General features: G+C 45.5%; 7 protein-coding genes and 1 pseudogene. 7 read left to right on the top strand and 1 reads right to left on the bottom strand.

Annotated elements, in window-relative coordinates; all coding sequences use genetic code 11:
* The first annotated feature begins 9 nt into the window (after window positions 1-9).
* From ACPW7N_RS02015 to ACPW7N_RS02000, 4 genes and pseudogenes are all read left to right on the top strand, one after another.
* The gene (locus ACPW7N_RS02015; protein WP_425649333.1) at window positions 10-810 is read left to right on the top strand and encodes a TatD family hydrolase; all 801 of its coding nucleotides are present in this window, start codon (window positions 10-12) and stop codon (window positions 808-810) included.
* A 169-nt stretch (window positions 811-979) separates the two neighbouring features.
* Window positions 980-1,504, top strand: coding sequence for a hemerythrin domain-containing protein (locus ACPW7N_RS02010; RefSeq protein ID WP_425649332.1), 525 nt, complete (start codon window positions 980-982; stop codon window positions 1,502-1,504).
* A 151-nt stretch (window positions 1,505-1,655) separates the two neighbouring features.
* Window positions 1,656-5,615 (top strand): carboxypeptidase regulatory-like domain-containing protein, encoded by a 3,960-nt coding sequence (locus tag ACPW7N_RS02005; protein ID WP_425649331.1) that lies wholly within the window; start codon window positions 1,656-1,658, stop codon window positions 5,613-5,615.
* Between the two features lie 213 nt (window positions 5,616-5,828).
* A pseudogene (locus ACPW7N_RS02000) lies at window positions 5,829-6,635 on the top strand (NAD(P)-dependent alcohol dehydrogenase).
* Window positions 6,636-6,709: 74 nt separating this feature from the next.
* Here the strand turns inward: ACPW7N_RS02000 and ACPW7N_RS01995 are convergent.
* Window positions 6,710-8,029 carry an outer membrane protein assembly factor BamB family protein gene (locus ACPW7N_RS01995; protein ID WP_425649330.1) on the bottom strand — a complete coding sequence of 440 codons (1,320 nt, stop codon included), beginning with the start codon at window positions 8,027-8,029 and terminating at the stop codon, window positions 6,710-6,712.
* A gap of 165 nt (window positions 8,030-8,194) precedes the next feature.
* On the opposite strand from ACPW7N_RS01995, the gene ACPW7N_RS01990 reads away from it, so the two are divergent.
* The 3 genes from ACPW7N_RS01990 to ACPW7N_RS01980 all read left to right on the top strand — a co-directional run bounded on the left by ACPW7N_RS01990 (window position 8,195) and on the right by ACPW7N_RS01980 (window position 13,038).
* The gene (locus tag ACPW7N_RS01990; RefSeq protein ID WP_425649329.1) at window positions 8,195-9,106 is read left to right on the top strand and encodes an NAD(P)-dependent alcohol dehydrogenase; all 912 of its coding nucleotides are present in this window, start codon (window positions 8,195-8,197) and stop codon (window positions 9,104-9,106) included.
* 355 nt (window positions 9,107-9,461) lie between these two features.
* Window positions 9,462-11,303 (top strand): peptidase G2 autoproteolytic cleavage domain-containing protein, encoded by a 1,842-nt coding sequence (locus tag ACPW7N_RS01985; RefSeq protein WP_425649328.1) that lies wholly within the window; start codon window positions 9,462-9,464, stop codon window positions 11,301-11,303.
* A gap of 40 nt (window positions 11,304-11,343) precedes the next feature.
* Window positions 11,344-13,038 (top strand): peptidase G2 autoproteolytic cleavage domain-containing protein, encoded by a 1,695-nt coding sequence (locus ACPW7N_RS01980; protein ID WP_425649327.1) that lies wholly within the window; start codon window positions 11,344-11,346, stop codon window positions 13,036-13,038.
* Window positions 13,039-13,050 lie beyond the last annotated feature (12 nt).

Raw genomic sequence — 13,050 nt, 5'->3', positions numbered from 1 at the left:
TAGAAGGGATTGATTCTTTTGAACACACAGATTATTGATATTGGAGTTAACCTTATGCACCGCTCCTTTCAACAGGATCGCGAGGAAGTCGTCTCAAGAGCGGTGGAACAAGGAATCTATCCGCTTATTTTGACAGGGACAAGCCTAAGAAACAGCATAGATGCCTCAAAATATGCGAGTCGCTCCAATGGAAAGTTATTTTCCACGGCAGGTATTCATCCTCATGATGCAAAAAGCTGTAGCGATTCTACCATCAGTAAATTGAGAGAACTCGCATCGCTGCCTCACGTTGTTGCCATTGGGGAGTGCGGTCTGGATTATAACCGTGATTTCTCGCCTCGAGATGTGCAAAGAAAGTGGTTTATCGAACAAATCAACTTAGCTACTGATCTCCAAATGCCGTTGTTTTTGCATGAGAGAGATGCGCATCTTGACTTTCTTTCCATTCTGAAAGAACATCGCCAACGAATCAATCGAGCGGTCGTACACTGCTTTACGGGAAGTGCCAAAGAATTGGAAACCTATCTGGACATGGATTTCCATATCGGGATTACCGGGTGGGTTTGTGATGAACGGCGGGGGAAGCATCTGCGGGAGCTTGTGAAAAAGATTCCTTTGAATCGTTTGATGATCGAGACGGACGCTCCGTTTCTAACGCCTCGTGACTTAAAAGAAAAACCTGTGGATGGACGAAATGAACCGATGTATCTGAGACATATCTCGCATGCAGTCGCTCATTGTTTGGGAATGACTCCTGAGGAAGTTGCTAATGCTACTACGAAAACAGCGAAGGAGTTTTTTGGGGTTTAGGTATGCATGATTGAATTAGTTGAAATGGAAAAGTCGGTGATCCCTTCTACGAAAGTTGGAAGGGATTTTTCTTTTTGACAGAAGAAGAAAGATGCGAATTTTAGAAGAGAGGATAAGAAAAAATAGATATGTTTACAATGGATATTATTATCTGTACAGGAGGGTTACGATGTATCACGCACCTTATCTCACGTCAGAAGTGATGGCATTTGCACAAGAGCATGAAAAGGCGATGCAGCATACAGAAGAATTAAACCAGTTGCTCGTTCGTCTGGACTCCATTACTGCTCCACAAGAACAATCGCAGAAACTAACAGGGTTGCTTGAAGTGGAACAGAAAATTAACAAAGAGTTAGAGCCGCATTTTTATAATGAAGAAGAGGCGTTGTTTCCAGTCTTAGGCAGGCACATCGGGTTTGAAAGCGGGATTATTCCTGATATTATAGCTGAGCACGAACAGCTTCGAAGCTTATTTCAGCAGCTTCAACACTCCATTTCTTCTTTAAAAAATAGCTGGACGAATGACCATGTAGAACAAGTAAATGGAGCGGCGAAAAACTTTGTGTCCTTTATCAGAGAGCACATTAAAAAGGAAGATCATACACTTTTCCCCCTGATGGAAAACAAGTTATCTCTTGAAGAAAAAAGAGAGGTATATTTTCAGCTTTATGCCAATGTAAAAGCCAAGCAGTAGACAAAAAAACGGCACTTGAGATTTCATTCAGGTGCTGTTTTTTTTATGCATTATTTTCGATCCAGTTTTGTGAGTTTTTTGTGAGAATGGTTCGGTAGAATTTCAGAATCAAGATGTATTGCATTTTATTCTACTAAAAGGGGCACACAACATGAAAAATAGCGTAAGCTGGACAGCCAAAATCTTTTTAATTTTGGCTCTACTGATGGGTGGAATGCCATCCATTGTTAGCGCCGCAAGTGACACAGAAGTAAACAAGGCAAAGAATAGTCAAGATGAGTCTGTGGACGCGACTGGGATACTGAGAGGAACCGTAACAGACCAAGATGGAAAAGGGCTACCGGGACAAATGGTAGAGCTGAGAAGTGAAACAGACCGATCCAAACAATGGACAGCAAATTCGGATGCAGATGGAAACTTCTCGTTCAGCGGACTGCCGCAGGATTCTTATGCACTCAGTGCAGGGATTAGCAATCTGTCGTTTCGCCAAGAGGATATCCGTATTGATAGCGGAAAAGAAACAGTTCTTTCTTTCCCATTATCTCTTACTGCTGGCAGCGCAACAGGCGCATTTGAAGGAGTCGTAACGGTTAGTGGCGCTCAAGCACCTGAAGGTTATTACGGTGTTTCACTTACTGACCCGAAAAACAAACGGACTTGGACGTTTTCCGGTAACACGAAATTTGGCGATGGCATAAGCAAATTCTCGATTGGCGGAATCCCGCCAGCGGAATATTCTCCTATTAAACCTGCCTATACGCTCACAGCAGAAACCTATGCAGGCGGGGGGCTCGTTCGTACCTATGGAAGTTTTTATGAAATTGCTGCTGGCGTAACAAAGGATCTTCACATTTACATCCCTACAGCAAATAGTGGGGATGCCTCAAAGGTGCTTGGTACTGTTAAGGAGTATGCAACAGGCGAAAAATTGTCAGATGGCAATATCGATGTTCTGGTGACGATGAAGTCGGCTGAACACGGCTATGAGTTCTACCCGAATGAAGGTGAGTTCCAATCTGACATCATTATGTCTGGATCGTATAAAGTACGAGCTGAAGTGGAGAACAAGGATTTGGGTGTAGTCGTAGTTGTGGATAAGGGTTACATCCAATGTGAAAAGTCGGGAGTATGTAACGTTGATTTCACCATCCCTTATGCACCAAGTGCGGATAATGGAACGCTTACAGGCGTCGTTACAGATGAATATGGGAATAAGGTTCCGCATGCTTTGGTAACGGTTTATGATTCGAGAAACGCCGGTGCCTACACCGCATATACGGACAAGGATGGAAACTATGTGATTGGTGGTCTTCAGGCTGGTCAATATTTTGCAAAAGCTGCAAAGGACGGGTATCCCACTCCTGAAGGAAGTGAGGGTATCATTATCGCCAACCAAAGTACCACGCAGGATATTGTACTGATCGATGGCAATAGACTTAGAGTAACTGAATTGTATACCAACTTTAATGTAAAAAAGATCGTGAAACATACTGGTAACAAGTATCAAGTGGATCTGTTTGCAAGTTATTCGGATGGATCGGTGAAACCGGCAGACAACCTTGCTACGTGGACAACCTCCGACCCTGCGGTGGCGACTGTAGATAAAGGGGAAATTTCTGTCGTTGGCCCCGGAACGGCTACGATCAAAGCAACTTTTGAGACAAAAACGTATGAAATAATCGTTGAGGCCACCGATCCGCCTCCGGTCACAGTAGTTGAATTAAAAACCATTCCAAGTGAAACAACGATCGTGAAAAAACCTGGCGAAGCATATAATGTATGGCTGCAAGCGGTCTATTCCAATGGAACGACAGAGTTCGTTAATAACAAGGCTACCTGGACAACCTCCAATCCTGCGGTGGCGACAATAAATTACGGTACGATTGTTGTCGTAGGCTACGGAAAAGCTACGATCACAGCAACGTATGGGAATAAATCGGTTGAATTAACGATCGATGCAGGCGATCCCAATACACCTACAGTAACGGGATTGATTGCTACCCCGAGTGAAACTACGATCTTGACGGCACCTGGCGATACGTATCCTGTGACGCTGGAAGCGATTTATTCGGATGGATCGAAAAAAACGGTCACCGATTTGGCTAAGTGGAAAACTGACAATTCAAATGTTGCAACTGTCGATAAGGGCATGATTACTGTCGTAGGTTTAGGATATACAACGATCAAAGCCACATTCGAGGGAAAATCGATTAGATTAACCGTCGAGTCTAACGATCCCACGAAACCCAGAGTAACTGAATTGACTCCTACCCCAAGTGCAACGTGGATCGTGAAACAACCCGGCGATACGTATGCTGTGACGCTGGAAGCGACCTATTCGGATGGATCGAAAAAAGATGTTACCGAACTCGCTACGTGGGAAGCCTACAATACTGAGGTGGCAACTGTCGATAAAGGTATAATTACTGTTGTAGGCAAAGGAATTACAACGGTCAGAGCATCGCATGGGGCAAAAAAGATTGAAATTGTTGTCAGTGATCAAGCTCCACCTCCAGCCACAATAACGGGATTGACTGCTAACCCAAATGCAACGAAAATCGAGAAAAAACCAGGCGATACGTATCCAGTGACGTTGGAAGCAACCTATTCGGATGGATCAAAAAAATCCGTTACCGATCAGGCTACCTGGACAACCTCCAATGCTGCGGTGGCGACTGCCGATAAGGGTACGATTACTGTCGTAGGCTATGGAACGGCTATGATCAAAGCAACGTTTGAGTCAAAAACGTTTGAAGTAACCGTTAATTCACCTACTCCCGTTCCTATTCCAATACCAGTTACACTAACTGGATTGAGTGCAAGCCCTAGTACAACAATGATCGTGAAACGGCCTGGTGATACGTATCCTGTGACGCTGGAAGCGATGTATTCGGATGGATCGAGAAAAAACGTTACCGGTCTTGCCACATGGACATCCTCCAATGCTGCGGTGGCAACTGTAGATAATGGTACGATCTCCGTCAAAGACTACGGAATTGCATCGATCAAAGCAACTTTTGAGTCAAATACGATTGAATTCACCGTCGACTCCACTATTAAGTTGCTGAAAGCTTCAAAAACAAAGGTTGCACTTAAACCTGGAACCAGTACACAGGACAATCCGATCACTCTTGTAGCTGTCCTCCAAGATGGTAGTACAGTTCCAGTTGATCCATCCAAGGTGGACTGGAAATACAATGAGAACCAGAGTGCATTTACAGTGAGTAAAGATGGAATCATTGCTGCCAAGGATTTTGGCAAAATCGATGTGACAGCTTCCTTCGGCGGAAAACAAGTCGTGATTCAGGTAGATTCCACGATAAAATCGATCCAGACGACAGTCAAAAAACTGGTGGTTGCCCCAGAAAAATCCGTAAGCATTCCTGTGAAAGCAGTTTTGTCTGATAAAACGATCGTGGATTTGACAGGGGATGAAATAGACTGGTCAATTGATGGGGGCAGCGAAAATTTTGCTACGGTAGATGACGAGGGTACCATTACCGTAAATAAGAGCGGAAAAGGAACGATTATCGCGCGATATGGTGGAAAAACTCTCAAAATTGCTCTGTTTGGTGATTCCATAGAATCTCTTTCCTTTAACGTAGAGAAGCTTTCGTTAAAACCTGGAAATAGAAGCAGTAAGCCACTAAAACTGTTGGCCTGGGTTTCGAAAACAAAAAATTTCGAAGTAACGAACGACCATCGTGTCGAGTGGAATTTCTCATCACCTCAAATTGTAGAAATCGATAAGGATGGCTATGTTGTCTCAACCGGCAAGTTTGGCAAGGGTACAATTACTGCAACGTTTGATGAAAAAACAGTAACAATCCCTATCGATGTCACGCTGAAAAAGCTGACAGCGAGTCAGACAGAAGTTGAGCTTGCTGAGGAGAGCGAGGTAGAAGTTACCTTGAGTGCCCTTTATACAGCAGACAACGACTCAGTTCTGGTTACAGAGAAAGATGGCGTAGTCTGGAGTTCCAAAGACAAAAGCATTGCTACGGTGAAGGATGGAAAAATAAAAGGACTCAAAGCAGGAGAGACAACAATTACTGCATCCTACGGAAAGAAAAGAGTGAAGATTACCGTTGTTGTAAAATCAGCACCATAGTCAAAAAAGCACAAAAGACTGTGTACCACCATATATCAGTCGAAAACGCAGCCGAAATCCAGACTGCGTTTTTTCTTTTTGCATATTCGTAGGCCTTTCTTTTATCAGATAATCGGAATTTTCCAAAGCGGATTCACGTATTTCTTTATAACGAATTTTTATATCGATCTGATGTGGTAGCTCGAGAGTAAGTCAGAGTTTGGGAGGAAGTCCATGAAAGCTGTCGTGTACACGAAGTACGGACCACCTGAAGTTCTTCAGCTCAAAGAGATTGAAAAAACCGATTCCCAAGGATAATGAAATTCGAGTACGAATCTATGCAACAACCGTAACAGCAGGGGATTGGCGCATCCGAAAAGCCGCCCCATTCCTAGCGAGACTTTATAACGGTCTCACACGACCAAAAAAAGTAACATGACCTTTGAGGAAGCAGCATCCGTTCCTATAGGGGGAATGACTGCATTGCATTTTCTCAGAAAAGGAAAGATCCAAGTAGGGCAAAAAGTTCTTGTCTATGGTGCTTCTGGAAGCGTAGGTACGTTTGCGGTACAAATTGCCAAGTACATGGGGGCAGAGGTTACCGGGGTATGCAGTGCCACGAATCTGGAATTGGTGAAATCTTTGGGAGCTGATAAGGTCATTGATTACACGAAAGGGGATTTTAACCGAAGCAGGGAGACCTATGATGTTATTTTTGACACGGTAGGCAAGAGTCCGTTTTCAGACTGTGTAAAATCACTCAAGCAAAATGGAGTCTATCTGAGAGCCGTCCACATGGAGCTATCACCGATTATTCAGGGGTTGTGGATTTCTATGACAAGCGGCAAGAAAGTGATAGGCGGGAATGCGAGTATCGATAAATATGAAGATTTACTTTTCCTCAAAGAACTGATTGAGGCAGGAAAAATAAAATCAGTCATCGATAGACGCTATCTGTTGGAACAGAGTTCCGAGGCCCATCGCTATGTTGAACAAGGGCACAAAAGGGGGAATGTCATCATATATGTGAAGGACGAGTGATGAAACGGTAAAAAAACGCAGCCTCAAGGAGACCGCGTTTTTTCGTGGGGAACCATTTGCAGGACGATTAAAGACTACTTGCTCTTTTTGCCTTTTTTGATTGCCGTTAGTTTATTCTCATAACCGATATATACACTGCTATCAGCTCCAATAATTGGCCCTGCAAAGTCATCTCTGTCGTATTCCAGTGTCCATTCTTCTTTCCCTTTTGGAGTCACCGCAAAAATCTTGTTTCTAATTGGAACATAGAGAATTCCATCTTTATCTATTTGTATTTTCGTATCCATTGGAAAAACGAAGAATCCCGAAAAGTCTCCCTGCAATTCACTAACCCATTTTTCTTTTCCATTTTTATCGATAGCGTACAAATAGTAAGGTTCAGTTGATCGATCACCCTCGGCAAGCACATACAGCGAGCCGTCTTTCCCAGCTAACGGAACGCCGACAAACTGCCTTTCGGCTTTGTCTTCATCCTGTTTTAGCGTATATTCCCACTTGAATTTGCCGTCCGGCTTGACAGCATGAATCTTGTTTTCATACTTCAAAAACAACGTGCCATCCTCACCTCGTGCCATATGAAAGAAGTGCCCATCCTTCGGTTGATATGTCCAGATTTTCTCGCCTTCCTTATCAAGTGCTGATATTCCTTTGGAAGTAAAAAGATACAGATTTCCTTTCTTGTCGAAAATAGGTGTGGAAAGAATGAACGCATTGATATTCTTTGTCCATTTTACTTTTCCATCGTAGCGAATGGCCGAAAGTGTATTAGGTGTAATCCACATGTAAATCGTTCCATCGGGACCAATAACAAGCTGCTCTTCTGCGGAAAACGATCGGTATGATACTGGCTCGTACTTCCATGCCGTTTTTCCTGTCTTTTTATCTACTGCTACCAATTCAAACACATCTGGCACTATTTCATGCATGATGTATACCAATCCCTTTGATCCGATAACCGCCTTGGATGGAAAGGTCCCATTCGTCAACGGCATGCTCCAAGCCATGCTGCCTTTGGAGTCGTATTTTTGAAATTCGCTCATTTCCTTCGTGTAAACATACACGGCTCCGTCGGTATCAGGGGTTGAGGTAAAATGATACTTCCCGCTCGTATTGGCAATGATATCCCACTTCTTTTTTCCGTCAACACCAATAACCTGGAGGGCTGTACGCGGATTCTTGTACGTAAACGTGATGTAAATATTCTCATTTAGTTGCTCAATGGACTTCCATACTGGTATGTATTCTCCCTCCTGCACATCAGGATCATTAACCGACAACTTGTATGTCCACTTTACAGGCGGTTTGGTTTCAGCATATCCCTGTGTTGGAAAAACAGAAAGCAACAGAAATGCAAATGCTATGAGTGAAAGTGTGAATGGAAATCGTATGCCCATCTTTAACTTCCTTTCAATATTCTATAATTTATACACGTTCAGAATATCATTGTTCTGCTTATTTTTCTAATAATGACATAAAATTGATATTTTTGTATTCATTTGTCAAGTCAATGCCATGTTGTAGATATACTTACTGCAAAATTGAAATGTGGAGGAATCCCTATGAGAGCAGTTGTCTGTACAAAATACGGATCACCAGATGTTCTGGAGCTCAAAATGGTAGAAAAACCTGTTCCCAAGGATAAGGAAGTACTGGTAAAGATTCATGCGACAGCGGTAACTTCAGGGGACTGTCGAGTCCGAACGTTTAATAGTCCGCTCTTGTACTGGATACCTATGCGACTATTCTTAGGTATCACAAAACCAAGAAAACCGATACTTGGAGTGGAGTTAGCGGGAGAAATCGAGGAAATCGGAAAAGATGTGAAGCGTTTTAAAAAAGGTGACCAGGTATTTTCCTTTACTGGTATGCAATTTGGTGCCTATGCCGAGTACATCAGTTTGCCGGAAGACGGTTTGGTGGCAATAAAACCAACCAATGCGAGTTATGAGGAAGCTGTTGCCATACTTTTTGGAGGAACCACTGCACTCCATTTTCTGAGAAAAGGAAATATCCAGAAAGGCAAAAAGGTTCTTGTTTATGGAGCCTCTGGAGCAGTAGGGACGTCCGCTGTACAGCTTGCCAAGTATCTTGGTGCTGAGGTTACAGGGATATGCAGTACTACAAATATCGAGTTGGTGAAATCGCTGGGAGCCAGTCGGGTCATCGATTACACCAAAGAAGATTTCACGCAAAGAAGCGAGCGTTATGACATCATCTTTGATGCTGTAGGGAAAACCTCAAAATCTATTTGCAAGAAAGTATTGACGACTAACGGGACATTTGTGTCGGTGGAAGGGCAGGGAGTAGCAAAGGAACGAATAGAAGATCTGCTCTTGCTCAAAGAACTATTCGAGACAGGGAAGCTACAAGCAGTCATCGATCGACGATATCCTTTGGAGCAAATTCGCGAGGCTCATCGATATGTAGAACAAGGGCATAAAAAGGGGAACGTAGTCATCACGGTCAAATAAGAGAACAAAGTCTTGCAAACCACTGAAACCAACCTATTGTTCACCATAGTAAACTACTATGAAAACGGCAGAGATGTCGTTTTTTTTATATGAGAACATAGGATTCTCACCTCCCCAAAATATTGCTAAATAAGTACCAATTCCCCTAAAAATGGTTATTAACCTGCGTATCCATGCGGTAACGGGCATGTCACTCGAACAAGCAAACTTCTCATTCTTTCATAAACTGTATTGTTATTTATCGAAGTAAATAGTAGCCTAGTTCCCTTTGGGTGAATATCTCGTAAACTTCTTTTTCAAGGAAAGAGATGGATCAAAGCAAAACATGATCAAGTAACCAGAAAGGATGACTCAAATGGCAGATGGATGCAACAATAACGCTTTTGGGCCGTGTGCTGAGGCGGAAGGGCACAATACGACAGCAGGTGGACCCGCATCCCATGCGGAAGGCGAACTAACCATTACTTTTGGCGAAGCCTCTCATGCGGAAGGATATCAGACTACTGCCATTGGTGTTACTGCTCATTCGGAGGGATACCAAACGATAGCTGGTGGAAATGGTTCACATGCAGAGGGGGAGCTTACGACTGCAAGCGGTGAGGCATCGCATGCGGAAGGATTGCAGACTACTGCTAGTGGTAATGCCGCTCATGCGGAAGGTTTTGTGACAACCGCCAGTGGCTTTGCCGCTCATGCCGAAGGTGGTACAGAAAATCCTGTATTTGCTCCAGGCCCGGTTGCCAGCGGTGATTTTTCCCACGCAGAAGGATTAAGAACACAAGCTACAGCCCCTGCGGCTCATGCGGAAGGGCAGGGTTCAGTTGCCAGTGGAGATGCCGCTCATGCGGAGGGTGCTGAGTCCATGGCCAGTGGAACTTTTTCTCATGCAGAAGGTCTGCAAACCAAGGCCGAAGGGGATGTTTCTCATGCGGAGGGTTCTCAAACCAAGGCTACAGGTGATGCGGCTCATTCGGAGGGTTCACTGACAACTGCTAGCGGTACACACTCTCACGCAGAAGGGAGAAATACAACTGCCAGCGGTCCCGGTGCTCATGCAGAAGGGGAACAAACACAGGCGACAGGTCCGGATGCTCATGCGGAGGGCCTCCTCACAATCGCTAGCGGCATTGCTGCTCATGCGGAAGGGAGATCTACTCAAGCCACAGCGGAAGGAGCTCATGCGGAAGGGTTTACAACTATTGCCAGTGCCCAAGCTTCCCATGCAGAGGGATCAAATACGAAAGCTACAGTTGCTGCAGCTCATGCGGAAGGATTCAGTACCGAGGCCAGCGGACCGGCATCCCATGCGGAGGGAGGAGCTACAGTGGCTAGTGGAATTACATCTCATGCAGAGGGAAATAGTACACTAGCTTCCAGTTTATCTGCTCATGCGGAAGGAACCTTTACAACTGCCAGCGGACCTGCGTCCCATGCTGAGGGACAAAGCACAATCGCTAATGGAGCATTTTCCCATACCGAAGGATTGGCAACTCATGCCGGTGGTTTGCAAGGTGCCCATGTCATGGGAACCAATGGCGGCCCGAACCCTCTTAGCGGTGACCTCTCCTTTTCCTGGTATCTGATAAACTTTGGAGTCGTTGCCAAAATCCTGAGTAACGGCTCTGCATGTTTCGATTCAACGGTAACCACAGCCGGGGTAATCACTTCTGCTGGAGCGTGCGACTTTGCTGAGATGTTTGAATCTTCAACCGGAGAGACGATTGACGTCGGCTATTTCGTGACATTTGATGAAACCGGGGAAAAAATCCGTAAAGCAACAGCAAGTGACAGCTATATCCTAGGGGTGACAAGCTCCAATCCAGGGATCATTGCAGATTCGGAAGACCCTGCTTGTGGCAAATTTTTGCTCGATGAATGGAACCGAAAACAATATGAGGATTTCATACATCCTGCAGTTACCGATCACGAGGGCAATATAATCGTTCCCGAGCGGACGGAGAGACGACCTGTTCGCAATCCCTTCTGGGAACCGGAAAAGCCATGCCGATCTCGCATGGAAAGGCCTGAATGGGCTGCGGTTGGGCTTGTCGGCAAGCTTCTTGTACGTGACGATGGAACCTGTATACCTGCTGGTTATTGCATGCCCAACAATGATGGGATCGCAACGAAAACAGAAAGTGGATATTGGGTAATGAAACGGACAGGGCCTAATCAGATTCTTGTTTTGTTCCGCTAAAAACTACTTACAAGCCTTATCAATAAAGGAGGCGCTTTGCATGTCAGATGGATGCAATAATAACGCTTTTGGTCCTTGCTCGGAGGCGGAAGGTAATAATACCACGGCTGGTGGACCTGCATCCCATGCGGAAGGTGAACTTACCATTACTTTTGGTGAAGCTTCTCATGCGGAAGGATATCAGACAACTGCCATTGGTGTGACTGCTCATTCAGAAGGATATCAAACCATTGCTGAAGCGAACGGCTCGCATGCCGAGGGTGAACTTACGAAAGCAAGCGGTGAGGCATCCCATGCGGAAGGCTTCCAAGCAACGGCAAGTGGAAATGCCTCTCATGCAGAAGGGATTGCTACAACCGCCAGTGGACTCGGCGCTCATGCGGAAGGAGGTACACCAGATATTGCTTCTACTCCTGCTCCGATAGCCAGCGGCAACTTTTCCCATGCGGAAGGTATATCTACTAAGGCGACAAACGATGCTGCTCATGCGGAAGGAGACAACACAACGGCCAGCGGAGTTAATTCCCATGCGGAAGGAAGTGGAACTACCTCTAGTGGATTTGCCTCTCATGCTGAGGGGTTCACAACAGAAGCATCAAACTTAGGCGCTCATGTAGAAGGAGCGTTTTCTCTAGCAAGCGGCGTTTCTTCCCATGCGGAAGGTAACTCTACATTAGCAAGCGGATTTGCCTCCCATGCGGAAGGGGAAGGCACTGATGCTACTGCACGAGCGGCTCATGCAGAAGGAACCTCTACAGAAGCCAGCGGACCTTCTTCTCACGCGGAAGGCATTGAGACCAAGGCCAGCGGAGTTGCTGCTCATGCGGAGGGTGTCAGTACCACCTCCAGCGGATTTGGCTCTCACGCAGAAGGGCTTGGTACTCAAGCAACAGGACAATCGGCTCATGCGGAAGGTGATGGCAGTATAGCAAGTGCTACTTCAGCTCATGCAGAAGGATCTGCAACCATAGCAAATGCATCGTTAGCCCATACAGAGGGCGGAAGAACCAGCGCAAACGGTTTGATAGGCGTCCACGTCATGGGACAAAATGGGGCCCCTAACCCGGCTGGCGGCGACCTACCCTTTTCCTGGTTTCTGGTGAACGGAGCCGCTCCTTACTCAACAGCAGGAGTTGTAGCCAAAATCCAAAGTAACGGCACAGCCTGCTTCGATTCAACAGTTACTGCCTCTGCCTTTAACACGGCTGCTGGCGCCTGCGACTTTGCCGAGATGTATGAAACCTCAACCGGCGAGTTGATTGACGTTGGTTATTTTGTAACCCTTGACGGTGCCAGTGAGAAAATCCGCAAAGCAAACGCAAGTGACGACTACATTTTGGGGATCACCAGCTCTAATCCAGGAGTACTGGCAGATGCGGAAGACCCAGCATGTGGCAAATTTCTGCTCGACGAATGGAACCGCAAGCAGTACGAAGATATCGTACTTCCTGCTATTACGGATCGGGAAGGCAATATTATCGTTCCTGAACGAATGGAGAAACGTCCTGTTCTAAATCCTTTTTGGGAACCGGAGAAGCCGTGCCGTTCCCGCTTGGAAAGACCGGAATGGGCAGCAGTGGGCATGATCGGCAAACTCCTTGTCCGAGACGACGGAACCTGTGTAGTTGGAGGGTACTGTATGCCCAATAATGAGGGAATCGCCACCAAATCTGAAACAGGTTATCGGATATTGAAACGGACTGGAACCAATCAAGTTCTTGTTGTATTCCGTTAATGCAAAGTTAGG

The organism is Brevibacillus nigriterrae (assembly GCF_049846925.1).
In the GTDB taxonomy this organism is placed as follows: domain Bacteria; phylum Bacillota; class Bacilli; order Brevibacillales; family Brevibacillaceae; genus Brevibacillus_H.
The sequence above is the reverse complement of the archived record's forward strand: the minus strand, read 5'-3'. Positions and strand labels throughout refer to the sequence as shown.

Excerpts from the sequence above, each read along its gene's own strand:
- ACPW7N_RS02010 (WP_425649332.1), top strand. The coding sequence starts at position 980 with ATGTATCACGCACCTTATCTCACGTCAGAAGTGATGGCATTTGCACAA.
- ACPW7N_RS01990 (WP_425649329.1), top strand. The coding sequence starts at position 8,195 with ATGAGAGCAGTTGTCTGTACAAAATACGGATCACCAGATGTTCTGGAG.
- ACPW7N_RS01985 (WP_425649328.1), top strand. The coding sequence starts at position 9,462 with ATGGCAGATGGATGCAACAATAACGCTTTTGGGCCGTGTGCTGAGGCG.
- ACPW7N_RS01980 (WP_425649327.1), top strand. The coding sequence starts at position 11,344 with ATGTCAGATGGATGCAATAATAACGCTTTTGGTCCTTGCTCGGAGGCG.
- ACPW7N_RS01995 (WP_425649330.1), bottom strand. The coding sequence starts at position 8,029 with ATGGGCATACGATTTCCATTCACACTTTCACTCATAGCATTTGCATTT.
- ACPW7N_RS02005 (WP_425649331.1), top strand. The coding sequence starts at position 1,656 with ATGAAAAATAGCGTAAGCTGGACAGCCAAAATCTTTTTAATTTTGGCT.